The sequence below is a fragment of the Salinibacter sp. 10B genome, assembly GCF_002954405.1.
GTDB lineage: Bacteria > Bacteroidota > Rhodothermia > Rhodothermales > Salinibacteraceae > Salinibacter.
Map to the genome: position 1 here is coordinate 2101004 of NZ_MQWC01000004.1, position 23966 is coordinate 2124969.

The window sequence follows — 23966 nt, forward strand, 5'->3', positions numbered from 1 at the left end:
GCCTCAGATCCGAAAGAGGTACTGGAACTTGAAGAAGAACTGTCGTCTCGTTTGGACGACACTGTCGGGCTGCGACGACGGGTTGAGAACATCGTAGTCGTGTGTGGTACCCACATAGAAGACGCTGAACGGATTGATCTCATAGGACAGGAGCGGTTCAAAATCAATGTCCCCACTGAAGTGGTTGTACTGCGTGATGAGCCGCAGTGAGAGTTCGCGGGTCACCTGCACGCTCGTCTTGGCGTGCAGGACATATCCGTCAAAGAAGGTGCTATCCGTCTCAACGTCGCGCATTCGCGCGTAATTTGCCTCAGGCTCGATGGTGAGGCGCGAAACGGGCTGAAGAGTCCCCCATACACTCACGCTCCGGCTCCGGCCCTCCTGAGGCACATCGCCCCGAAAGATGTCGCGTCCGCCGTTCACGTTGACGCCGAGACGCACAGGGTCGCTGAAGTTGCTATTGATCCCAACGCTCCAGGCGGACAGGTCGGGGAAGAGCACCCCGTCGAATCGCTCCCGGCGATACCCCACCTCGCCCCACACGTAGGTCTGCCGCTTCAGGCGCGCCTGGAGTTGAATCTCTCCTTCGGTTTCCTTTCCCACCCCGGCAAAGTTCTGCTCCGTCATTACGAACATGCCCGGCCGGACGCGCTCGACGAACCCGTCATTGTCGAAGTAGAACTGATAGCCCTGCCAGAGGCGCACGCGCCGAAAGTCGTTGCTGCGTTCGAATCCATTGGGGGTGCGAAAAGTGGGGCTGTTGTGCTCGTAGGCAAGGTCAAAGTTCCAGTGCCGGGCGTTGCGGTCGACACTCGCGAACGTCCCGGTTCCCAGAAACTGCTCCCCGTCCAGCGCCCCCGTGTGTGCGCCTCGGTCGAAGGCTTCGACCTCCACCTCATCGGAGAGAGACGGCTGCGTCGGTTCGTGCACGCGGCTCACGGCCCATTGCGTCTCCAGACGATAATTCTTCCAGAACTGGATTTTGGCGTCCACGCTCGCCACCGAGCCCGCGCCCCCAACGTCCAGGTAGCGCTGATCGGTGACCGTAGCCCCAACGAACGAGTTCTCGCCAAACGTGCGCCGGGCCCGCAGGACGTTGGAGGCGCTCTGTCCCACCTCCAGCGTGGCGCTCTGCTCCTCGAACGGCAGGAGCATCGGGGTCTTCTGGTCGAGAGCACTGAGATACGCAACACTTGTGCGCCCGACCCGCCCCGTCGTCTTGGCCGCCGCGATCGGGGCATTGATGGAGCGAGTGTACACTACGTCGATCCAGGTCTCAAACAGCTCACTGCCTTCCTGGAAAAAGGGGCGCCGTTCCGGATAGGAAAGCGCAAACGTCTCATTGACGTCGATGCGTGCGGCATCGGACTCCACCTGGCTAAAGTCGGGGTTGACCGTCGCCTCGGCGGAGAAGCTGGGCGTAAAGTTGTAGCGCAGGTTTACCGATGGCTCCATCGTGAGGCGATGGTCGTCGAGTCCGGACCGCGGAGCATCGGCATCAACCAGGTCTGCAGACTGGGTGCCAACCAGCGCCGGGATGACGTCGAAATTGGTGCTGGGCCGGACGCCCTCAATCCCGGTGAGCGTTCCCAGCTGGCACATCAGACACGGATCGTCGCGGTCGACGCTGGCCCACGAGAACTGTTGACGCGAGGCCCGGGGCCGGGTGCGGATGAAGGTCAGGTTCCACTCCTGCACCGGCGCAGAGGGGAAACGCAGAGAGCTAAAGGGAATGGCCATCTCGACCTGATAGCCCTCGTCGGTGATCCGACCCTCGGACTGGTAGACGAGGTCGAACCCCACGTCCTCCTCCCCGGTGCTCGACATCAAAAGGTCGCCCTGAATGCCGTATGGATTGGCAAAGATCTCGTAGGCCTGGGTGGCGTCCCCGTACGGATCCATGATTATACCGACCCAGTCGTCCGCAAAGATTTCGTCGCGGTTGCGCAGGGAGGCCCGAATCGAGGCCGGGTCGGGATCGTGGGCCCGAAAGGCGACGTAGAGGTGATGATCGTCGTAGCCCACAAACACGTCGGTGCAAACGTCGGGCACCGTCTGGTCACCGGGTTGGATCTCGGTGAACCCGCTCACGCGCGTAGCCTGCGCCCACGCCGGTTCCTGGATTCGTCCATCGACGTCAATCTGCCCGGTGAGACGCACCGCACGGGCCTCGGGCGTCGTCTTCGGCGTGAACTTCTGTGTGGCAACACACTGTGAGGGAGCAGGCGACGCCATGACGGCTGATGCGGAGAACACCAGAAGGGTGAAGCAAGCAACGGCGTGGAATCGGAGCAGCATGGAGACAACGGAAACCGGATTGTGGAACGGATCGAGAAGCGAAACGAAACCGGCGAAAGTTACCCTCTCGCGCAGGCATTCGAGCAGTTCTTCGCCTCACCACCTGCAATTTCGCCCGGTACGACACGCCCCACAGAGAAATGGTTTACAAACCAAAACGAACTTCACTTTTCGTCCTGTAACGCTTCCGAGAGGGCCACACGCATAGAGTGCGTCTTCCCGAGCGTTCTTCACTCTCGTCTTTATCCTGACGTATGTCCGACTCCCCGTCCTACGACCTCATCGTTCTCGGTGCAGGACAGGGCGGCGGCCCGCTCGCCGGTGCCGCCGCTGACCACGGCCTTTCCTCCGCCCTCATCGAGCAGAAGCACGTCGGCGGCACCTGCGTGAACGAGGGCTGCACGCCCACCAAAACAATGATCGCCAGTGCCCGCGTGGCCCATCTCGCCCGCCGCGCCGAGGACTACGGCGTCCACACCGGCGACATCTCTGTGGACATGAAGACGGTGCGCCGGCGCAAGCGCGACATTGTCGAGTCCTTCCGCTCGGGCAGCCGCAGCAGCGTCGAGGACACCGACGGGCTCGACCTAATCGAGGGCACCGGCCGGTTCGTCGCCCCCCACACTGTGGAAGTCACTTTCGACGACGGCTCGACCCAGACGCTTACGGCCGACCGGATCGTGATCGATACGGGCACGCGCCCCGTGACTCCGCCCATCGATGGCCTCGACACGGTAGACGCCCTAACGTCCACCTCCATCATGGAGCTCGGCACCGTGCCCGACCACCTCCTCGTCCTCGGCGGCGGGTACATCGGCCTCGAATTCGGTCAGATGTTTCGGCGCTTTGGGGCCGACGTGACCCTCATCGATCGGGGCGAACACGTGCTCGGCAATGAAGATGCGGACGTGGCCACCGCGCTTGAGGACATTCTCCGCGAGGACGGCCTCCGAATCCTCAACGAAACGACGATGACGGCGGTGGAGCAGAGCGACGACTCCGTCACGGCTCACCTGGACGGGCCGGACGCTCCGTCCTCGGTGAACGGCTCGCACCTGCTGGTGGCCGCGGGCCGCCGCCCGAACACCGACGACCTGAATATCGACGCCGCAAACGTCGACACCGACCGCCGCGGCTTCGTTCGTGTCAACGACCGTCTCGAAACGACGGCCAACGGCGTGTACGCGATCGGGGACGTGACGGGTGGCCCCGCCTTCACGCACGTCTCGTACGATGACTATAGAGTGCTTCGCGACAACTGGTTCGGCGGTTCCTCCCGCACGACGGACGACCGAATCGTCTCGTACACGCTCTTCACCGACCCGCAGCTCGGCCGCGTGGGGCCCACCGAAGAGCAGGCCCGAGAGCAGGGACTCGACGTGGAGGTGGCGCAGATGCCGATGACGCACGTGGCCCGGGCACTGGAGGTGGACGAATCGCGCGGGCTTATGAAAGCGGTCGTCGATGCACAAACGAAGCAACTGGTGGGGGCCGCCATCTTGGGCATTGAGGGCGGTGAGGTGATGTCGGTGCTTCAAACGGCGATGATGGGCGAGCTCCCCGTCACGCAACTTAAAGAGGCCCCCTTTGCCCACCCCACCCTGGCGGAGTCGCTGAACAACCTGTTTGCCGACCTCGACGCGTAAAATCGATTATACGACTGTGCCTGAAAGCGGGCGTGCTCGGACCACAGTCGGGCCCGGAAGGTAGAGGTCCTTCTCCTGCTTTCCGCCAACGCTTTGCCTTCATGACGCCGCCCTCTCGCAGCACCCCCATCCCCTGCGTCACGGCTGATCGCATGCGGGAGGTGAACCGGATCGCCACCGAGGAATACCGACTACACCGCCTCCAGATGCTGGAAACTGCCGGCTCCCATCTCGCCCGCCTGGCGCGCGACTCGTTTCTAGACGGCGACGCTCAGACCGGCTCGGTGCTCGCGGTGTGCGGAACCGGCGGAAATGGAGCCGGTGGTCTCGCAGCCGCCCGTCGACTGCACGGATGGGGCGCCTCCGTTGCGATCGCAACCGCTCGTCCACCGGACGCGTACTCCGGACTTCCCGCGCACCAACTGGCCCTCCTGCAAAAGACGACGGTCCCCGTCTTTCAGATGGGTCCGGAGGACTCATTGCCGGACGCCGACCTGCTGCTGGACGCACTTATCGGGTACGGCCTGGATGGCGATCTGCGGCCCGACATGGCCGACTGCATCCATCGGGTCCTCTGGCACGGAGCTCCTGCCCTGAGTCTCGACGTGCCCTCCGGCCTCAACGCGACGACCGGCGTCCCGAACGACCAGACGGTGCACGCCGAGGCTACTCTCACGCTCGCCCTCCCGAAGTGCGGCCTCGATGCCCCTGCTGCGACATCGGCCGTCGGCGACCTCTACCTGGCCGACATTGGCATTCCGCCCTCCCTCTACGAACGTCTCGACCTGAATGGGGACGCCCGCGGCCTCTTTTCGCAACAAGACCTCATTCAGCTTCGATAACCTCGTTCCTCGTTCTCCTTTCCTCCCATGACGCCTACCTGCTCGCCCCGCCGATGCCTCTTCGGCCTCCCCGTACTTGGAGGTGTCCTGCTTGTCCTGCTCCTTTTCGGGTGTGGTGAGGAGGACCCTTCGCCCGAATCAGCGGCCCCAACCGTCGTCCCCGAGAGTGAGGTGCAGCGCAAGGTCGAGGCAGCACGCCGGCGCCTCACGCGAAACGAGGGCGGACGGTGCGTCCTGCGGGCCATCGAGGCGCACGGCGGCCTTGCGGCCTGGTACCGCGCCCCCACCAGTTCGTACACCTGGACGTACGCCAACACAGGCGCCGACCTCCGCTTCACGTCCTTCCTCGTCGTCGACAACCGAACGCGCCAAGCCTACCACGATCTGCTGACGGTGGGCTCCTACGACAACGCGCAGCCGGTCGACGCGCGGTTTGCCTGGAACGGGGAGCAGGCCTGGATTGCGCCCGACACCCTGCAACAACCCAATCCCCGCTTCTGGGCCCTCACCGGCTTCTACTTCCAACAGATTCCGTTCGTCTTCGCGGATCCAGGCGTCAACTACGCGGCGTTGCCCGACGACACGCTCGACGGCACCCCGCACGACATGGTCAAGATTACGTTCGACCGCGGCACCGGCGATGCCCCCGGCGACACGTACATCCTCTATCTCGATAAGAATTCCGGTCAGGTCGACGCCATCCGTTACACCGTGAGCTTTGGACGAGACGTCCCCCCTGGCGCCGACCTCCCCCAAACGTTCTTCGACTACCAGGACTACGTGACGGTCGACGGCCTCACCGTACCCACTCAGTTCGAAGGATACGCGTACTCGAACGACACGGGCATCGGCGACACGCTCCGCAACAAGGCCACTGTGGACAGCATCTCGTACCGGCGTCCGTTTGATGCATCAAAGCTGGAGGCGCCCGAGAACGCGCGCGTCGTGCCGCTGCCGAACGGTTGACCCGCTGCCTCCCGGCGATGCTCTGATCGCGACTGCCGTCCTGTACGACGAAGTGGATCGAGCATTGAGGAGCGCGGGGGCTGCCTCAAATCGCCTCCTGCTACTCCGAGTGGACGTAGGCACGCCACCCGTGATGCCGCCGGGCAAGGCTGCGGAGGGTCTCGACGGCGTCTGGCGGCAGGCCAAGGCGGTCCCGATCCTGATCCAAGCGGTTGGGCGCCCGGTGTCCGGCAACGTACGCGTTCGCAAGGGTGGCTGCCGGAGAACGAGCAAAGGCCTCGTCACTCGACAGCCGTCCCCGAAACGCTGACACGAGAGCGCCGTGGCGGCGGAGCTTGTAGTTCTGGTGATGGAGAGCGGCCGGGGAAAACGACGCCTTCTCAATGATGTCGACCGTTGCGTATCGTCGTGCCGTTCCTCTTCCGCCGCGCGGGACGCCCGTGCCAGGTCCGATTGTGCAGCAGTCTGGGGAAAGAGGGCGTGTGCGTATCGACGCTTGGCGGGGGTCTGCGCCGGATCGTGATGAGTCCAGAAGTGGTTGAGAAGCTCCCGGTAGCTGAGCTGATCGGGGGCAAACGCCACCCGTACGGCCTCCACGTGATCACCGATGGCCGAATGGGTCGGATTGGGGGTCGTCCCGCCCGCAAAGCCGACGCAGGTCCGCACGACGCCGTCCCGCCCCCCAAAGACCGGATCGGCCCCCCAGAGACAGCCCAGCGCGACGACCGCTATGGTCGTGTCGGACGGCACCGCACGGTCTAGCGGCGAGCGGATGGAATCGTTAGCAGGCATAGGGGTCAGTTCGTGCTTCGTGCAGGAGGCGTTTCCTTACCTCGCCCGTACGCAAAGGATTCAACAAAAAAAGCGCCGGCTGCACGGCAGTCGTGCCCCCGGCGCTCGCCTTTTCTCGCACGTCCTCGCAGCATTACGGTCGAAACGGCTCGTCCACCTCCGTCCCTGCAATGTGGTTGACGTAGTTACTGATCGTCTTCACGCCTACGAGACCAATGATCTCGTAGAGCTCCGGCCGCCCCAGCCCGAGATCGTCGAATTCCTCCTCGTCGGCGCCGGAGAGCCACCCCCGTTTGCCGAGAATCCGGCGGGTGGCGCGAACGAGGCTCCGGAGCCGCTCGTCGTCCGGCAGGCCGCCCTCGTTGATCGTCGCGGTGGTCTCGGCGTCGAGCCCAGCCTGTTGTCCAGCCACGGCGTGCGCCTTCGTACAGTAGTGACAATCGTTGTAGCTGGAGACGGCCAGAATGACGGCCTGCTGCTCAGCGGGTGAGAGTACTCCGCCCTCTTCGATTATGCCCTGCGAGCTCAAGTATGCATCCCCAACGGCGGGATTCTCCTTCGTGATCTCGCTGACAAGATTCGGGACGAACCCGAGGGCCTGCTTTGCTTTGTCGTGCACCTGTTCGGCGTGGTCGGTCTGGGAGGCAGTGGCCATAGGCGTACATGGTTTGTTGCGCAGTGTCGTTGAACACCGGCGAATAAACACCGGCGGTGCAATTCAGAAGAGCAATGCGCTCCTCCTTACACGGCGCTTTGTGCCCCCGGAGGGGAACACGTTACAACGGGAGCGACGCGATGCTGAGACGTTGCCCCTCCCCCCCACCGGTCGGTTCAGTTCCCCCTCAAGCACGTCCCTGATGCCGAGCCGGCAGCCGACCGATGTCACGAACTCGGTGTCGCTTCTTTGCGGATCGGCCGATCCTCGACTGCCGACGAAAGAACGATGGACGTCGTAATCTCCCCGTAGTCGAGAAATGCATCCAGATGCTCCTCTAGACGGTTGACCGACGCGGCGCGCAACCGCAGGACGATGTCGTCGCTTCCCGTCACCCGGTGACACTCGCTGACCGCCTCGTGCGAGCGCACCTGCTCAAAAAAGGCCTCAAGATCAGCCCCGTGAAACCGGATGCGGATGAAGGCCGACACGGGAAGCCCCACCTTCTCCGGTCGGACACGAGTGGTATATCCGTCAATGACCCCACTCTCTTCTAGGCTCTTCACGCGCTCAGTAACGGCGGGGGCCGAAAGGCCTACGCGCCGCCCAATCTCCGCGTAAGAAAGCCGAGCATTCTCTTGCAGCTCACTGAGAATGGCCCAGTCCAATGAGTCAAGCGTGTATGGCGTGTTTTCGCTCATTTCGATTCAAAAGCTATACCTGGTTATTTTATTTTATTCCACTGCATAGACCGCAATATTTGCCTTATTACATGCCTCCTACACGGAAACCACCCTCATAATCGCAGGTTTCATTTTGCAGTGCCGAGTCCTCTTATCACATCCACAGATATGTCCGAGACCCTGAAAGCCGTTGCGGCCGCTCTCACGACTGTTCTTCTCTGGGGATCTGCATTTCCCGGTATTGAAGCTGGGCTGGAGGCTTACGCCCCCGGACAACTGGCTCTTCTTCGGTATCTCTTCGCGTCGGTGACAATGGCTGTCATTGCCTTCTTTCGCCCCTTTCGCGCTCCTCGTCGGCGCGACCTTCCGGGCATCATTGGACTCGGCATGATGGGATTCACTGTGTACCACGGGGCCCTCAACTACGGTCAGGTGACGGTGACCGCCGGATCGGCCAGCTTCCTCGTGGAGACGGCTCCCGTCTTTGCCACCCTTCTGGCTGTTCTTTTCCTCGGTGAGCGACTCTCGATCTGGGGATGGGGAGGTGTGCTCATCAGCTTTGGCGGCGCGGCGCTGATTGCTCTCGGGGAAAGCGGAGGCCTTCATCTGAATCCGGGCGCTCTCCTCGTCCTGCTGGCCGCGGTGTCCGGCGCGGGCTACTTTACCCTTCAGAAATCGTACCTGGAGCGGTACTCCCCATTGGCGCTCACCAGCTATGCCCTGTGGAGCGGCACGCTATTGATGGCCATCGTGTGGGGTGCCGACCTGCCCGAACAGGTGGCTGCTGCCCCTACAAATACCACCCTTGCCGTCGCCTATATCGGCGTCCTGCCCGGGGCACTCGGCTACGTGACGTACGCCTACGTCCTCTCGCGCCTGCCTCTGGCCCAAACGGCAAGCCTGCTCTACCTCGTGCCCCTCGCCGCCCTGCCCGTAGCGTGGGTGTGGCACGGGGAGGTCCCGCACATCACGGCCTTGATCGGAGGGGCGATCACGCTCGTCGGGGTCGCGCTCGTGCAGCGCAACGGGGCGGGCGCCGCTTCCCCAAAGCCCGATTCGTCTTCTCAGGTATCCACTACGCCGAAGAACGCGCCCCCCAGAGAGACCCCGTAGCCGACCCGGCTCCGCCGTCCGCTCACCGGTGCTCCGGATTGGGGTGATCGAACCGGCAGCCGGCCTCCCATTCGGAACGCTGGTTGCCGTGGGCGGGGACGCCCCCGGCCTCGTACAGGCGCAGGGCCGTATGCATGAGATTCCACGTCATGAACGTGGTGTTGCGCTGAGTAAAGTCATTGTCGAGTCCGGCGCGGGAGCCGTCCTCCAGCTCGTCGCCGTAACTGGGACCGGGGCCGGCCTCGCCGATCCAGCCTGCATCGGCCTGCGGGGGAATCGTGTATCCGAGGTGCTGGAGCGCGTAGAGGATCCCCATCGAGCAGTGCTTGATGCCATCCTCATTGCCGGTGACGAGGCAGCCGCCCACCCGGCCGTAGTAGGCGTACTGTCCCTTCTCGTTGAGGTCCGACGAGTTGGCGTAGAGGCGCTCGATTACCTGCTGACAAACGGACGATTTTTCCCCGAGCCAGATGGGCGAACCGAGCACGAGAATGTCGGCGTCGAGCACTTTCCGATACAGCTCGGGCCAGTCGTCGTTTTCGAACCCGTGCTCGGTCATGTCGCCGTACACGCCCGGAGCAAGATCGTAGTCGACCGGTCGCAGGACCTCAACATCAACGTCGTTTTCCTCCATGATGGCGGCGGAGACGTCGATGAGGGTGCGGGTGTCGACGGCTTGAGAGTGCAGTTGAGGAAGAGGGCGCTGAGGTCGCTGTAGTCGTGCGGTGAGTCGTCGCAGAGGGCTTGCTGGCGTTCGGTTAGAGACATAAACGATGATGAGGCTGGACGATCAAGACTGAGGAGATGGAGATCCGGTGCAGGTCACGGGCCCTGCAGGGCTTCAAGGTGGAGGGCGCCCGTATCGCCGGCCTGGAACACGGAGCCGTTGGGCACTTCTTGCCAATTTTCGTCCGTGAGACGCTCGGACGCGAGGGTCGTCGAGTGATACGGTTTGTCGTCGAGGAGATCGACATCGTCCTCGTCGTAGAGAGGGCACATGTGAACGTGGTCGCGCTCAAGCGCCCAGAGCGTACGGTTGAGCCGGGCACCGCTCAGGGTTTCCCCGTCCGTCCACAGCAGGTTGAGACCCAGGAGGTCTTCGAGTTCATCGTGACCGAGTGTGCTGGTGTCGGCGTCCACCGCTTCAACCGTTGCGTGAGAGACTTCGTCCTGCACCCAGTCTTGCACTAGAGCCACCGCCTCGCGGGTGATGGTATGAAGAGGCGCGTCCGGCTGCTCCTCTCGCAATTGCAGAAGCAACACAAAGAGGTGTTCGCTGTCTGTGCTTCCGCGAATGGACTGGCGCCGCTCCTCGTCCAATCGGTCGAGCAGATGCGGTCGGACCCGATCGAAGGCTGGAACGTGCCCGTTGTGAATGAGCAGCGACGAGCCCCGCCGAAACGGATGGGTATTGGGATGCTTCGGATCGCCTATCGTGGCGCGGCGGACGTGGGCAAGAACGGTGGTACCTGCCGTCAGCAGGGCCTTCTTTCGATATTCGGCGCTCTCCGACGCTGGCTCGACCTGTCGAAAGCAGGCGGTCGTGCCGTTGGCCACGTGCCCCATGCCCCACCCGTGCGGATTGGAAAGACCGCGAGCGTCCGTCCGGCTCTGCTGGATGAGCGCATTCTGGGCATCGAGAAGCTCGCACGCCGCGCGGCTCGGATGTGTGGCTTGCAATCCGTACAGTCTACACATGGAAAACCAGGACGGTTGAGAGGAGCACTCAGCATCGATCAGGGGCTTCGTACCTTCCATCGGCCGGATCGTTACATCCACAAACAGGGAGTGCCGACGCAATCCGGGACGAGACGTTCAACGCATGCGAGTCGCGCCAAATGATTGTGCGTAGGCGTCCGGGATTTTCGTTTCTTATGCGCTCACGCTTGTTCGTCCCCTTCGCCTCTGTGCGGAGTCTCCATGATACGCCTCCCCGCTGTCCTTTTGCTACTGGCCCTCCCCGGCTGCATGACCACCGACTACGTCGGCTCCACGTACCCCGCCACCACGCAGGTCGACCTCTTCTTCGACGAGGCCGACATCGCACGCCCTTACACCGTGATGGGCGAGCTCCGCGTGGAAGGCGACAACCACCTCTTCATGCGCTCCGAAAAGATGCAGCGCAGGCTGATCGAGAAGGCCCGCGAGCGTGGAGCGGACGGCATTCTCGTCGCCCCCGTCTCGATTCGGGTCACGGGCGAGACGGAGCACACCACCGGATCCGAGCGGGGCGAGGACTGGTCGTCCTCAACCACGGCCACGGCGCAAGAGGTGAAAGAACTGCGAGGCCTCCTCATCAAATACAAGCCCGCCTCGTAATCCCTCCCATTCCCAAAGGAGGACGAAGCGCCCGCTGCGGGATCCACCCGTGGCGGGCGTTTTTCGTTTGAGGAAGGAGAGTCCCTAAACGGGCAGTCGACGAGCCCCCGATGGGTAGATTCCTCACACTTCTTTTCTGTGGATGCGTGTAAAAGTGAAACACCACAAGCGGACCAATGGCCCTTACGGCCCATCTGAGCGGATTCAGGACGGATAAGCAACGACGGAATGGGGTTTGTACCCTTTTGCAGGCACAGAAAGAAGATGCCGCTCTCCAGCACGCCGAACCAATCCTGCTCTCGCCATGACCCCGTCTCTTAGCCTCATTCTCTTCGTCGCGATCTTCTGGACCCTGCCGGCCTCAGCTGCTGTTCTCGCCTACCGTCGGCACGACAGCTCCGTGGAAAAGCTGAAGGCCTCCGTGCGCCGCTCGGCTGACCCTATTCTGAGCGCGCTTCATACCGACGACGCGAAGGCCGGCCTCGACGCGTAGCCATTGTGCGTTGCCGGGATGGGGGTTTGCCCCGTGCGCCCCTTGCCCCCGACGCTGTTTTGATTTCCACGGATCGCACTGCATAGCAGCTGCGACCGACTGCAGGCCTTTGGCCTCGGCCCTAACGGCCCAGCGCCCTCAGGACCGGTCTGCGGATCCGCCTTTCCCCGGAGGCTCGGAATCGAAACAGGGTCTCATATCCACTCCTTCTGTCGGAAGTAGACAAGAAGGACGACTGCGATTACACCCATCCCGGTCATCGCTACAGGGTAGCCGTACCAGACCGTAAGCTCGGGCATGTATTCGAAGTTCATCCCATAGATGCCCGCTATGAACGTGAGGGGGATGAAGATCGTCCCGATGATCGTGAGGACCTTCATGATCTCGTTCATCCGATTGGAGAGGGAGGTCATGTACAGGTCCGTGAGTCCCCCAACCACATCCCGCAGCGACTCGACGAGGTCGAGCACCTGCACGGCGTGGTCGTAGGTGTCCCGCACGAAGGGGTGCGTATCGTCCTCCCAAAGCGGAGAGTCTAGTCGCTGTAGTTGGGAGAGGAGCTCCCTCACTGGCCACGTCATACGCCGCATGAAAATGAGGTCGCGCCGCAGGTCGTTGATGCGCTCCTGCGTCTCCGGCTGCGGATCGTCCAGCACTTCGTCTTCGATCTCCTCCGTCCGCCCGCCCAGCTCTTCCAGGATCACGAAGTAGTGATCGACGATCACGTCGATCAGGGCGTAGGTGAGGTAGTCCGTCCCCGCACCGCGAATGCGCCCTCGTCCCTTCCGCAGGCGTTCGCGCACGGGCTCGAACACATCGCCCGAATCTTCCTGGAATGAAATCAGGTAGTTGCCCCCGAGCACAAAGCTCACCTGCTCGGCGCGGAGGTGGTCCTCCTGATCGTCGTGGTACAGCATCTTCGAGACGATGTAGACGTTGTCGTCGTACGTCTCGAGCTTGGGCCGTTGACCGGTGTGGGCAATGTCCTCCTGGATGAGTGGGTGGAGGCCGAAGTGATCCCCGATCGTGCGGATAATCTCCTCGTCGTGTACCCCATTTACGTTGATCCATGTGGTGGTCGGCGAGTCGCGGTAGGGCAACACATCGTCCACGGTTTCAACATCCGTCTCGTCGAGACGGTCGGCCGTATAGTCGATCACGGAAAACTGCACCGGCTCGGTCTTTTCTTCTCCGATGAAGACGACGGAGCCCGGCGGGAGTCCGACGTGCTTTTTGCGGAGAAAGGAGGCGGCGCCGGAAAGGAGATGAGACGGAAGCATGGCAGTGCGAGAGACGGGAAACAGACTGAAGGCGCAGTTTCCGCACCCATGCCCCCCGACATCTGTTTCCTGCAACGAATCTCCTAATCCCCAGTCGGGGCTCGGATCAACCGTCGTCGAAGAATCGTTGGCAGACGCATTTCTCTTTTCATTGCCCTCCTCCCTGTTGCCGTGCGGTTCTCTTCTGTTTTCCGTCTGGTCGCCCCGATCGGCGGCCGACCGCTCCTCGTACTGCTTCTTTGTGTTTCCGCTCCCCTTCCCGCCTACGCGCAGCCCCGTCTCGACGTGGCGGCGGCTCGGCAATACGCTCAGTCTCTCGAGAGTAATTTTTGGGAGCAGGCCTGGGTGGATCATCTGAGCGAGCGCGCCGGCGCAAACGGCACCCTCGACTGGGCATACGGCGATCGCCAACAACTCAGCGAGCTCACCAACGATTACCAGCGGGCCATCGGCGAGGTCGAAGGGTTCTGGACGAACCTGCAGGTGCAAGACTACCTGCAGCGCCAGCTCCTCACGGTACAGCCGAATCCCATGATGCCGGGACGTCCCGGGGCCTTTCGACTGCGCGTACTGAGCACGACCACGCCCAATGCCCTTGCCCTAAACGACGGCACGATCCTTCTTACCACCGGACTTATCACCACACTGGAGACCGCGGCGCAACTCCGAGCCATTTTGGCCCACGAGGTCGCCCACATTGTACTGGACCACGCCCTCGCCACGTACCGCGCCGGGCAAAAGCGAAGCCGGGCACGCAACCTTCTCGGCACCCTCATCGGCGGCGTCACGTCGGTGGTCACACCCGGGCTGGGACGGCGCCCCATCGAATCCACCGTCTACGGCCTCAGCTCCGACCTGGCCACCAAGTACCTGGACCGCGAGTTTATCGCGGCGGCCGGCCTGAAATATAGCCCGGCTCAGGAGGCCGCCGCCAACCGGCTCGCCCAGAAATGGCTGCTGGCGCAGGATCAGCCGCCCGGGGCCCTGCATTCGGCCCTACAGACGTTGCAGCGGGCCGGAACGTACACGAGTGTCACCCACGGCGCTTCGTTCCTCGACACCCACCCCAGCTCCAACAATCGACGGGCAGAGCTCGGAGACATTCTCCGGCAGGCAGACGTCGATCCCTCTGCCCTCGACGCTTCCCCTCCTGGCCCCGACTCCACCTACGACACGCAGATCACCGCTGTGCTCGAACACGAGGCGGAAATGGACCTCTCTGCTCGCCGCTTCCACTCGGCCCTCGGTGTGCTCAACCGCACTCTCCGAACCGAATGGACAACCCCGCAGACCTTTCTGTACAAGGCCATTGCGATCCGCAACACAACGGCCACCCCGAACGACATTCAGGACGCCTTCGTGCTGCTCAATCAGGCGGAAGCTGCGTCTGATGCTCCGGAGCCCCGAATCGAAGCAGAGCGCGCTCTCCTGCAGGTACGACAAGGAAACATTCCACAGGCACGTCGCCACCTTGCCTTGTGCCAAAAACAAATCGACACATTGCGGGCCGGGGCGGACCGCCCCCAGAATCTGATAGCGATGCACGACAGCCTCTACGCGTGGGCCGCCCGAATGGAGGTCCGCCTTCGTCCCTAGCTCGTTCCGACAGAGGGCTAACGGTCCTGGAATGAGCGGCTGGACGCGGCCGACGCAGAACGACGGGAAGAAAACGCTGCAGGAGCAGCAAGCGCCGACGCAACGGCTCCGTCACGCTGGTAAATATCCTTGCGGAAGTGGAGCGTGCCCTCCTCCATCCAGGCGGTCCAGTAGAGCAGGTGCACCGGCACCTTCTGCTGCAAAACGACGGTCCGTTCGTCCTGCTTTTCCATTTCCTCTTGTACCCGCTCTGTCGTCCAGCCTGCATTGTCCTGCAGGAGGTACGCGGCAAGCTCAACCGGATACTCCACACGGATGCATCCGGAGCTAAATGTGCGTGCCGTCTGTCCGAAGAGGGAGCGCGACGGTGTATCGTGGAGATACACGTTGTGGCGATTGGGAAACATAAATTTGACGCGGCCGAGAGCGTTGTAAGGGCCGGGGCGCTGGCGCAGACGGTACGGAAACGTCTGGGCCGAAAGGCGATCCCACGCAATGGTTGTCGGATCAACCCTCTGGGCGTCCGCTCCCCATCCCCGGAGGACCTCAAAGCCCCACCTCGACACAAGCGACGGGTCGCGCTGAAACTCAGGCAGTTTGTCCTCAGCCGCAATGCGCGGCGGCACATGCCAGTACGGATTGAACACCAAATACGAAATCCGATCCGAAAAAATAGGCGTCTGTCGGTATTGGGTCCCGACCACCACGCGCATTTGAAGCGCATTGTCTCCGTCTTCAACGACCCGCAGCCAGAAATCGGCAATGTTGACCATCACGTGCGGATTCCCCAGATCGTGGGGGAGCCAGCGCCAGCGCTCCATGTTCACCTCGATCTGCCGGATGCGCTCCCCGACCGGCACGTTCATCGCCGCCCGGGTGGCCGGGCCAACCACGCCATCAATGTCGAGCCCATGCCGCTCTTGAAATCGGGCGACGCCCTGTCGAAGTGCCTCATCGAACCGTAGCGAATCGTCTACAGAAGACGCCTCAGCGATGTCCCCGGTTGCCGCCAGGCGCTCTCGAAGCACCGGCACGCGCGGGTCCTTCATACCCTGTTCGAGTGTAGGTCCGTCCGGAACGGTAAACCAGCCGCCGCTCGCTTCGAGGACACGGTATCGGGCAAGAGCGCGCCGAAACGACGCGTACTCCGGCTGGGGCGGACGCAACGCATCCAGCGTGGCACGGACGTCCCCGTTCATCAAGGCCGCCTGCAAGTGCCGGGGGAGATCCGTTCGCTGCGGCGGAAGCGTCCAGGTTGACACTAGCTCAACCGGATCTACGCGTCCGCTATGAAGGTGAGTGCCGTAAAGGAGAAACGCATCCGTACACAGTAGCTCGAAATCAGCGAGGGCCCCCGCGTCCATCGACGGCCCTGCATCGACCTGGGCCTGCAGAAGACGCCGAAGCGAATCAATGGAGGACACGTGATAATCGGACGGACGCAATCCGTCCGTGTGGGCCTCCTGCAAAACAGCGAGCAAACTGTCAGCAAGCGGCGTCGGCCCGTCCGGACCGGTCCATCCCGGCTCAAATCCGTTCTGACGATAGTATTGTGCCACCAAACGATGGGCGCGGACCTGTTCGTCTCCCACCGTCATTGCCGCCGTAGAGCCGGCTTGGGCAGACTCAATCCGACGTCGCAACTGCGTCTCTATGTCGTCGAGCGGGCGAGGCGACCCGTCCATCCCCAGAAGCACACCGAGGACGCAGAGCGCGGCGACGAGAGCTTGAAGCCGAACGCGTAAAGAGGACGACACACGAAGGTGCAACATTGGGCGAAAGGCGAAAAGGAAAGACACCGCGGGGTCCCCGATGGCAGTGTCCCCCATGGGATAAGAGGGAACGCGCAGCTCGCGACAAAGCTCCCCCCTGCACTACCACCGTGCGCGATACCCCCGGAGATCCACATGAATAAAGGGGCCGCGGTGCGAGGCAGCGCTGTAGATGCCGAGCCCCCCGTTGAAGCGGTCGTCACCGGGGGTGGGGTCGTCCCGCACAAGGGCCGCCAGATAGCGGGCGTCCGCCTCGGTTGCGCGCCCGTCGCCCGTCAGGTCGTCCATCCATCGATCTCCGTCGGTATCCACGAAAACATCGGCGGCGTCGCCGTAAAGGTGGCGGCTATACTCCGTCGTGTTGCCGATGGCGCGGTTGTAGTACGGCGTTCGGTAGCCACTCATAACGTGAAGCGTGGACGCATCATGCCCTCGCGCATTCAGGGCAGCAAGAAGTCCTTCCAGCCGGTGAAGGAGACGGGTTCGAATGAGCGCAAACTGCGGAGTAGCCTCCGTCTGTTTGCAGAGGAACTGCTCCAACCGGAAGTGTGGCGCTACAAGCACGTCTTTGTTCGCGTCCGTCACCTCAATAAACCCCGAGGGCGGCTCGTACGTCTCCAGCCCGCGCCGGGCATGCTGCTCGTAGCGCCCGATGCGGTAGCCTGCGAGTTTCCGTCCGTCGTGATCCCACGGCGTCAATACGAAGACCTGAAGCCGAACGGTATCCCGAGCGGTTGTGTCGGTCACCACCACGGGGTAGAGGCCCGGCTCCGACGGTGCCGAGAAGCGCCACTGCCCATCGGAAACGGAACGGACTGTTTCTGCGGGCGCATCAATCCGATACCCCCCACCCATGGAGCTCCCCCCCGCCGCTACGCGGACCGGGGCGTTTGGCAAAGCCGTCACGGCCATGATGCGATGCGTGACCACCGCGTCGCCGAACTGCACCGTGAACGCCGCCCGTCCCGGATCAAAAGCAGTCGTCTCGGCAGAGACCGTGGGCACAACAAGGAGTAATCCCCCTAGGCCCAGAAGCGCGAGGTATACACGGAGAGACGACATAGGACCGAATGGCTGTAACCACGTTCAACGCATATAGAATGGCACCTTCACCCTCAGCGCTGGTTCCCCACCTCCGTGACGCGCGGGAGGTCGCCCCGTCCAACCCCCAGACGTTAGGACGCCGGCGTCGGTGAGGCTGACGATTCCACTCCCGCCCCCGACACCGGCGCAGCGTCCGTCTCGACGGAGGAAGCGCCCTCATCCTCGTCCTCCGTCCAGTAGAGGTCCACGAGCATAGCGGCCGGCCCAACCAGAAAGAGCGCGTAGAACGGCGCCGCGATGAATTCGGCCAGGCGAAGGAAAAACTCAACAATCGCAATAAGGACCGTCACCCACATCTCTCCTTTCCTAGACGACACCGTCGTCACCGGGTCCGTAATCATAAAGAGCGCAAAGAGCTGATACATCGGCCCGGTGAGGGGCGCCACCTCGGTCCAGAAGCCGTCGCCCGTCACGAAGCCGCGCACGAACGCCAGCGCGACGAACGCGGCAATGTAGGTCGCCGTGATGTGGAAGCGCTTGACCTTCCAGATCGTGTAGAGTCCCACGATCCAGATGACCAGCATCGGCCACATGTTGTTGCCCCACTGCGTGTTGAGCGGAGCAATGTCGAGCATCCCGTAGGCCGCCGGGAAGAAGAGGACGCAGAGTCCAAAGTTGGAGGGATTCCAGAGGTGACGGCCCTTCACGCGAAGGACGTACTTCGACATGATCGAGAGCACGCTGCAGAGCGCAAAGGGCCAGAGCAGCGGGGAGCGCACCAGAATGCCCACGCTGATGCCGGAGGTGTAGGCACTGGCGGGATGCGGCCACTCCCCCCACATGAGACGCCCCAGCACCAATTCCGTCACGACGGCCGCTGCGATGGCCAGCAGGATGGCGTCAAAGCCCCGAAGAATGCCGAAGGAGAAGTGTCCCGCGATCAGAATGAGCGAAATCAGAACCGGCGGGACGAGGCGAACGTCAATCTTGTTCATCATAGCACGTGCCGATCACAAATTGCAGGATCGCTCAGTCTTCGGGAAAGAAGAAGATTACTGACGCTCAGAGATTGTCTCTCGTTCTGGCTCCGTCACCTCGTGCCTCCTGTTGACCTCCGGAGCATCGAGCGTCTGCGTGATGCCGGAAGGCCAGTGGATCACAGCTTTCTCGACGGTGGCGGCCGTACCGAGACCAAAATGGAGTGGGCGCTGGTTCTGCGCGCCAAATCCACTGCCCCCGTACACTTGCTGTACCTGCTTCTGGTCCTTCCAGTGGAGCACAACGCGGGCCCCGATCGCGCTCCGATTGCTCTGCGTTCCCGTCAGGTCAAACCCAATCCAGTTGCGCTGCGCGTCCACCTCATTGCGGTACACCTCTACCGGCCCACGCTGATTGGCCACAACGGCGTCGAGCGTGCCCCGCCCCCACAGATCCACGAGCGCCACGGCCCGCCCGTCGTGCGTGGAGGCGCCCCCCACTGCTGGAGCCACGTTCTGGAACTGCCCCGCCCCGTCGTTGAGCCAGATGCGCGTCTGCTGGTGGCCCGAGAGGCTCCGCCCCTCCATCGCGGGCCAGTTGTCGGCATCCTCGATGATGTTCTTGTACCCCCCCGCAATTTTTGAAAAGTCGTACCAGTAGCTCTCCTCCTGCGAACCGGAGTAGAAGCCGTTGACCACAAAGAGATCCTGCCATCCGTCGTTGTTGAGGTCGCCGAATTGCGCTCCGTAGCTCCACCCGGCCTTCGCCACTCCCATCGTGCCGGCGAGATTTTCGAATTCGGGCGTGCTTCCCCCCTGAGCCGTGTCGGGCATCCACAAGTTGTTGCCCTGCACGAGCACCCCTTCCTCCGTGAGGTTGCTTACGTAAAGCGCCTGCGTTCCCTGATTCAACACATCCCCCGTGGATGCATTCATGCCGCTCTTTGGAATCCGGCCCAGGTTCGATACCCGGCTTGCGTTGCGAAATCCCTCCCCCTTCTCATTGACGAAAAACTGGTCCGCCCCAAAGTCATTGGCGACGAAGAGGTCGGGGTACCCGGACCCGGTATAGTCGGTAGCGAGAGCGGCGAGCGTCCATCGCGTGCCGGTGAGCCCCCACTCCTCGGCAACCTCTCGAAACGTGCCATCGCCCTGATTAAGGAAGAGATAATTCGTACCGCCGTTGTTTGCGTACTCGTAGCTCTCCGGCATCACGCGGGTGGTCTCCAGATCCCAGAGATTGAATTGCTCCGCGTAGAAGGTCCCCACGAACAGGTCAAGGTGTCCGTCTCGGTTCACATCCGTCCAGATGGCCGTATTGGCATTAATCCAATCGGGCAGTCCCTTCAGCTTATCGGTGACGCGCGTGAAACCGGTTCCGGCGCCCGATCCGGTATCGTTTCGGAAAAGAATGCACTGCCCCCATTTGTAGAGGAAGAGGTCCTCGTCCCCATCGTTGTCGTAGTCGCCCCACACGCTGCCCATGGAGGTGCCGGTGCCCTTCTGATTGACGTCGCCCACGCCAAGTTGGGACGCGACATTCTGGAAGGATCCGTCGCCCTGGTTGCGGTACAGTGCGTTGGTCGTGCCGTACGCGCTGTTGGTGACGTAGAGGTCCGAGTCGCCGTCGTTGTCGAAGTCGGCGACAGACACCGACGCTCCTACCTGCGCCACCTCCGGCATGATGTGGGCGACGGACGAGTCGAGGGTGGGCGCCTGGTGGGTAAAGTCGATGCCCACCTCTTCGGCCTCCTCGTTGAGCACAAAGCCATAACGCTCCAGGGCCACCTGGCGGTCAAGCGTGCCGCCTGCCCCCTCGGCGGGCCAATAGTTCAGAATCAGCGGCACGGAGAGCAAACCGACGAAGATAATCCCAAGGACACTTCGCAGGATGGTGCGATTCGTCATGGTTACTGTGGTTTATTGCGTATTGCGTATTTCGTATTGCGTATGAGAGCGAGTGGCACCACGAAATACGCACGACAGGCAAAATATCATCGGCGAGCAGCTCCGATCGGGGACTACCTCTCCCTCCCAACGGTCAGCGCCTGATGAAAGCCCCGCGGCGTCACGTAGCGCGTGTGGTAGGTCTGCCAGTCCTGCGGGTGCATTCGGTACGCCGGATCCTCCTCCAACGGTCCAGGGGGAGTCGAATAATCCTCCATTCCATGGTAGGGGAGCGGACGTACGGTTTTCGAGTAGCCGGTGTTGTAGTCTCCGTCCTTCACCCAGCCGTCGCCAATGAGCACGAAGTCGCGCGTCCAGCCCTCTGGCGGGGGCGGCGGGGCCTCGAAGCGCAGCACCATCTCGTCCCCGGCGTTCATGATCACGTAGCGATCGTCCGTCTGCGTGAGAAGGGGGCGCACGTCGCCGAAGCGCGTGTGGTAGCCTTCGAGGTCACGCCAGATCGGCGCCGTGCTCGCAATCGAGTCGTAGACCGGCACCGTCGGCTTCCGGCGCTCGGTCTGCACAACTTTTGAGAAGCCGCGATAGCGGAGGCGGGCTGAATCCGGCGTCATTACGTGGGTTTGCACCTCCGTGTCCGGGCGGCCGGTGGCCCATGCGAGGCGGTCCCAGTAGATTTCCATGTTGGTGCGCAGACGCACACGGTGCGGCCCATCCGCCCCCCCGACATCCGAGAGATCAATGAGCATGGTCTTCGATTTGCCCGCCGGAAAGCCGATGTCGGACTTCGCAACGGTCCAGCCCCCCGTTCCGTCCGGCACCTCCAGCGTGAGGCTCCGCGGCGCGTCGTGGTCGCCCTGACTGATGGCGAGATTGATGGACGTATCCGTCGGGTACACCCAGCCGTCGGCCACCAGCCAGAGCGGTCCGTCCGTCGGCACGTCCTCGCCCAGGTCTACCGTGACGGAATGGGCGGCGGCCCGCCCCTGAAACGGCCCCAGCTCAAAGGTGTCGAGGTAGCGCCCGTCCTTCGCCTGTACCCGGTCGGTCACGTCGCGGCCTGCCTGATCCGTGGCGTTCGCCACCGGCTGTGGATCGGAAAGCGGAACGAGCGTCTGATCCGGCGGCGGCATGTGGAAACGCTCATCGATGCGCACCGGGGTGTCCGCGGGATGATCGACGGCCATCAACTCAACCCGATCAAAGAAGTGGCTCTCCCACAGCTCGCCCGTAATGCGGATGTCGTACATGCCGTTGCGACGCGCCACGTGCTCCCCCGGAATAAAGATCCGATCTTCGCTGTGGATGACCTGCGCCTTCCCCTGCGCGTTGATACGGAGGCCGAGCGCCGTGCGCCAAAGGAAGTCGGTTGCGAAGCGCATGCCCTCTCCGTCGTAGGTGTACACCCACGGACACGACCCCTTCAATCGCTGGCGGGCCCGAGCGGTCTGGGTAGACACGAGATCAAACTCGGCCTGGACGGTGCCGTTGGGCCAGGTAATGCGCGCGACGTCGGCCCCCGTTCGACGACCAATCCCAAAGTGGACGGTGGGATCGTCAATGACGCGCTTCTGATAAAGCAGGCCGCTCCGGAGTTCGATTTCACCGCCCAGGCCAAACGGATTGATCCGGCGGTCGCCCTGGGTGCGGGCCGCCCGGGGCTGAATGCGCTGCGATTGATAGTTTGCGGTGCCCTCATTCGTCAGGCGAAGCGGAGTCCCGTCCGGACCGAGCCCCACGAGATCGAGGCGCCCCGCCCCTCGCACGTCCGCCGCCCCAAAGGCTGGGTGTTCAATGGGTGTGGACAGCGCCGTAAACGTCTGCGTCGAATCGCGGAGCCACACCTGTCCCCCTTCTGGCCCCGACGCCAGCACGTCGACGCCGCCGTTGTTGTCAAAGTCGCCGGTCAGGAGCCGAGCGTCGGCAGGCGCCTCGTCCCACTGAAAGAGGACCTCGCTCGTCCACCCCGACGAGCCGGCATCGGTGAGGCGCCGGATTGCCCCGTTCTCATGGAGCAGCAGAAGGTCGAGCGTGGCGTCCCCATTTACATCCGTCACCGCAAGGGCATGGGCGGGGGCAAGTGTGTCCGGCACGGTCCGGCGCTGGAAGCGAGGCGTGGCAGAACGACGGTTGTCGTAGACGTGGAGCTGCCCCTCCGCATCGAGCATAGCAGCCTCCGGAGGGCCGTCGCCATCCAGGTCGCCCCACACGAACGCCCGGAGCGCCTGCACGTCATCGAAGTAGTTGCGCGTACTGAAGGTTGCGTCCCCGTTGTTGCGAAGCACCACAGGCGCGCCCTGCGCCCGCGCCGCAACAAGATCAAGATCGCCGTCCATGTCAAGGTCGGCCGTCCAAATGCCAGCGTACGCCCCATTGCGAACGGACGCCGGAACGGCCTCAGACGGCAGCGCCCGAAACGACGTGTCGGCCGCCTGGCGGTACACCTGAAGTCCGCCCGCGCCCGCGGCCGCCAGGTCCGTACGGAAATCGTAGTCCAGATCCAGTGCCGCGACGGCGTGCCCCGACGGCGCCGTGCCGCCCCCTGGAAACGACATCGTCTCGGTGCGCCCAAGCCCGGTCTCCACCCGCAGGGTTTGGCGGTTGGCCATCATCACGTCCGGCGGCACCCCGTCCGAAAGCGTCATCGGGGCGACCCAATCCCACGTCCCCGCCGTCGTCACCGTGTCGGGCGTAAAGGCGAGGCCGGTGTCTGCCGGTGCGGGCCGCGAGTCCGGCGTCTGGAGGCGAAGGGGCCGTGCCAGCACGGAGCCGAGCTGTTCTCCCGGTGGCTGCACGACCTGCCGGTCGGCCTGGTAGGCCTCTACGCGTTTGAGGTCATTCTTCAGGAACGCTACTGTCGAGGCGGCCTTCGACGGAGTGCCCATCACGTCCTGCACGTCCCGAAACGATTGCTGTACCGATTCCGGCCACGCTGACGCATGGTCGGCCAGTTGCTCGACGGCCTCTCGCAGCCCCTCCGTGTGCCCTCCCTTTGCAGCGAGACGCGCTCGTTCCACGAGGACCGCCACGTTGCCCGGTTCCAGTCGGAGCAACCGGTCCATGAGTTGGAGGGCCTCGGTTGTCGCCCCCTCGCCGCCTCGCTGCTCAATCACCTGAGCGAGGGTGTAGACGGCGCGCCGGTTGGTGGAGTCGAGTTCGGCCGCCCGGCGCAGGTAGGCAATGGACTGCTCGTACTCCCCCTGCTCGCGTGCCAGAAGGCCCGACAGGTACTGGATGGGGCCGTGGTCCGGCGCCAATCCTCGCGCCCGTTCCAGATACTGCGCAGCCGTTTCGTACTTCCGGGTGCGGAGGTCGATCAGGCCCCGATTGGCCCAGACAGCCGGCTCGCCGGGGGCCTTCTTTGCTGCCGTCTCCAGGTGATTCCGCGCGCGAAAATTCTCACCGACCTGGAGAGCCGTTACCCCAGTGTAGAAGGCCGTCACGGCCTCCTGGTACGCCCCGGCGCCGGGGGTCGGGACACGATCGGACTGGCAGGCCCCGAGTCCAAGAACAAGAACCAACAGCCCCATGGAGCGTGTCCAGGGCCGCCGCAGCAGAGACATCATGCAGAGGGAAAGATGAATG

The 23966-nt window shown here is 63.1% G+C and carries 19 protein-coding genes and 1 pseudogene; 8 read left to right on the forward strand and 12 right to left on the reverse strand.

Annotated features, from left to right (window positions below; genetic code table 11):
- Positions 1–3: 3 nt before the first annotated feature.
- Positions 4–2298, reverse strand: a complete 2295-nt coding sequence (locus BSZ35_RS08800) for a carbohydrate binding family 9 domain-containing protein (protein ID WP_105012083.1) — start codon at positions 2296–2298, stop codon at positions 4–6.
- A 254-nt stretch (positions 2299–2552) separates the two neighbouring features.
- On the opposite strand from BSZ35_RS08800, the gene BSZ35_RS08805 reads away from it, so the two are divergent.
- From BSZ35_RS08805 to BSZ35_RS08815, 3 genes are all read left to right on the forward strand, one after another.
- On the forward strand, positions 2553–3944 hold the full coding sequence (locus BSZ35_RS08805) for a mercuric reductase (RefSeq protein WP_105012084.1): 1392 nt from the start codon (positions 2553–2555) through the stop codon (positions 3942–3944).
- Positions 3945–4045: 101 nt separating this feature from the next.
- Positions 4046–4786, forward strand: coding sequence for an NAD(P)H-hydrate epimerase (locus BSZ35_RS08810; RefSeq protein ID WP_105012085.1), 741 nt, complete (start codon positions 4046–4048; stop codon positions 4784–4786).
- A gap of 27 nt (positions 4787–4813) precedes the next feature.
- Positions 4814–5752 (forward strand): hypothetical protein, encoded by a 939-nt coding sequence (locus BSZ35_RS08815; protein WP_258096160.1) that lies wholly within the window; start codon positions 4814–4816, stop codon positions 5750–5752.
- Between the two features lie 100 nt (positions 5753–5852).
- On the opposite strand, the gene BSZ35_RS19855 is transcribed toward BSZ35_RS08815, so the two are convergent.
- On the reverse strand, positions 5853–6065 hold the full coding sequence (locus BSZ35_RS19855; RefSeq protein WP_258096161.1) for a hypothetical protein: 213 nt from the start codon (positions 6063–6065) through the stop codon (positions 5853–5855).
- Positions 6066–6274: 209 nt separating this feature from the next.
- Between BSZ35_RS19855 and BSZ35_RS19860 the strand changes: the two genes are divergently transcribed.
- Entirely contained in the window at positions 6275–6514 is a 240-nt protein-coding gene (locus BSZ35_RS19860; protein ID WP_258096162.1) for a hypothetical protein, read from the forward strand.
- A gap of 163 nt (positions 6515–6677) precedes the next feature.
- Here the strand turns inward: BSZ35_RS19860 and BSZ35_RS08825 are convergent, their stop codons facing one another.
- Both BSZ35_RS08825 and BSZ35_RS08830 read right to left on the reverse strand, forming a co-directional pair.
- Positions 6678–7199: a carboxymuconolactone decarboxylase family protein gene (locus tag BSZ35_RS08825; RefSeq protein WP_105012087.1), complete on the reverse strand. Its 522-nt coding sequence runs from the start codon at positions 7197–7199 to the stop codon at positions 6678–6680.
- A 227-nt stretch (positions 7200–7426) separates the two neighbouring features.
- Positions 7427–7900 carry an Lrp/AsnC family transcriptional regulator gene (locus BSZ35_RS08830; RefSeq protein WP_105012088.1) on the reverse strand — a complete coding sequence of 158 codons (474 nt, stop codon included), beginning with the start codon at positions 7898–7900 and terminating at the stop codon, positions 7427–7429.
- Between the two features lie 150 nt (positions 7901–8050).
- Here BSZ35_RS08830 and BSZ35_RS08835 point away from each other — a divergent pair, with 150 nt between their 5' ends.
- Positions 8051–8995 (forward strand): DMT family transporter, encoded by a 945-nt coding sequence (locus BSZ35_RS08835; protein WP_105012089.1) that lies wholly within the window; start codon positions 8051–8053, stop codon positions 8993–8995.
- 22 nt (positions 8996–9017) lie between these two features.
- On the opposite strand, the pseudogene BSZ35_RS08840 reads toward BSZ35_RS08835, so the two are convergent.
- Together BSZ35_RS08840 and BSZ35_RS08845 are read right to left on the reverse strand one after the other, a co-directional pair.
- Positions 9018–9763 (reverse strand): annotated as a pseudogene (locus BSZ35_RS08840) (flavodoxin family protein).
- Between the two features lie 54 nt (positions 9764–9817).
- The gene (locus tag BSZ35_RS08845) at positions 9818–10693 is read right to left on the reverse strand and encodes a class II glutamine amidotransferase (protein ID WP_105013795.1); all 876 of its coding nucleotides are present in this window, start codon (positions 10691–10693) and stop codon (positions 9818–9820) included.
- A gap of 222 nt (positions 10694–10915) precedes the next feature.
- Here BSZ35_RS08845 and BSZ35_RS08850 point away from each other — a divergent pair, with 222 nt between their 5' ends.
- Both BSZ35_RS08850 and BSZ35_RS08855 read left to right on the forward strand, forming a co-directional pair.
- Positions 10916–11314 (forward strand): hypothetical protein, encoded by a 399-nt coding sequence (locus BSZ35_RS08850; protein ID WP_146110040.1) that lies wholly within the window; start codon positions 10916–10918, stop codon positions 11312–11314.
- A gap of 304 nt (positions 11315–11618) precedes the next feature.
- Complete coding sequence (locus BSZ35_RS08855) at positions 11619–11807, forward strand: hypothetical protein (protein WP_105012091.1); 189 nt, start codon at positions 11619–11621, stop codon at positions 11805–11807.
- Positions 11808–12001: 194 nt separating this feature from the next.
- Here the strand turns inward: BSZ35_RS08855 and corA are convergent, their stop codons facing one another.
- Complete coding sequence (corA, locus tag BSZ35_RS08860) at positions 12002–13087, reverse strand: magnesium/cobalt transporter CorA (RefSeq protein WP_105012092.1); 1086 nt, start codon at positions 13085–13087, stop codon at positions 12002–12004.
- 171 nt (positions 13088–13258) lie between these two features.
- On the opposite strand from corA, the gene BSZ35_RS08865 reads away from it, so the two are divergent.
- Positions 13259–14683, forward strand: a complete 1425-nt coding sequence (locus BSZ35_RS08865) for a M48 family metalloprotease (protein ID WP_105012093.1) — start codon at positions 13259–13261, stop codon at positions 14681–14683.
- A gap of 17 nt (positions 14684–14700) precedes the next feature.
- On the opposite strand, the gene BSZ35_RS08870 is transcribed toward BSZ35_RS08865, so the two are convergent.
- The 5 genes from BSZ35_RS08870 to BSZ35_RS08890 all read right to left on the reverse strand — a co-directional run bounded on the left by BSZ35_RS08870 (position 14701) and on the right by BSZ35_RS08890 (position 23947).
- Positions 14701–16440 (reverse strand): L,D-transpeptidase family protein, encoded by a 1740-nt coding sequence (locus tag BSZ35_RS08870; protein WP_181149252.1) that lies wholly within the window; start codon positions 16438–16440, stop codon positions 14701–14703.
- Positions 16441–16557: 117 nt separating this feature from the next.
- Positions 16558–17517, reverse strand: a complete 960-nt coding sequence (locus BSZ35_RS08875) for a D-Ala-D-Ala carboxypeptidase family metallohydrolase (RefSeq protein WP_105012095.1) — start codon at positions 17515–17517, stop codon at positions 16558–16560.
- Between the two features lie 113 nt (positions 17518–17630).
- Positions 17631–18497, reverse strand: a complete 867-nt coding sequence (locus tag BSZ35_RS08880) for an RnfABCDGE type electron transport complex subunit D (RefSeq protein WP_105012096.1) — start codon at positions 18495–18497, stop codon at positions 17631–17633.
- A gap of 54 nt (positions 18498–18551) precedes the next feature.
- Entirely contained in the window at positions 18552–20384 is a 1833-nt protein-coding gene (locus BSZ35_RS08885) for a CRTAC1 family protein (RefSeq protein WP_105012097.1), read from the reverse strand.
- A 113-nt stretch (positions 20385–20497) separates the two neighbouring features.
- Positions 20498–23947 carry a CRTAC1 family protein gene (locus BSZ35_RS08890; RefSeq protein ID WP_105012098.1) on the reverse strand — a complete coding sequence of 1150 codons (3450 nt, stop codon included), beginning with the start codon at positions 23945–23947 and terminating at the stop codon, positions 20498–20500.
- Positions 23948–23966 lie beyond the last annotated feature (19 nt).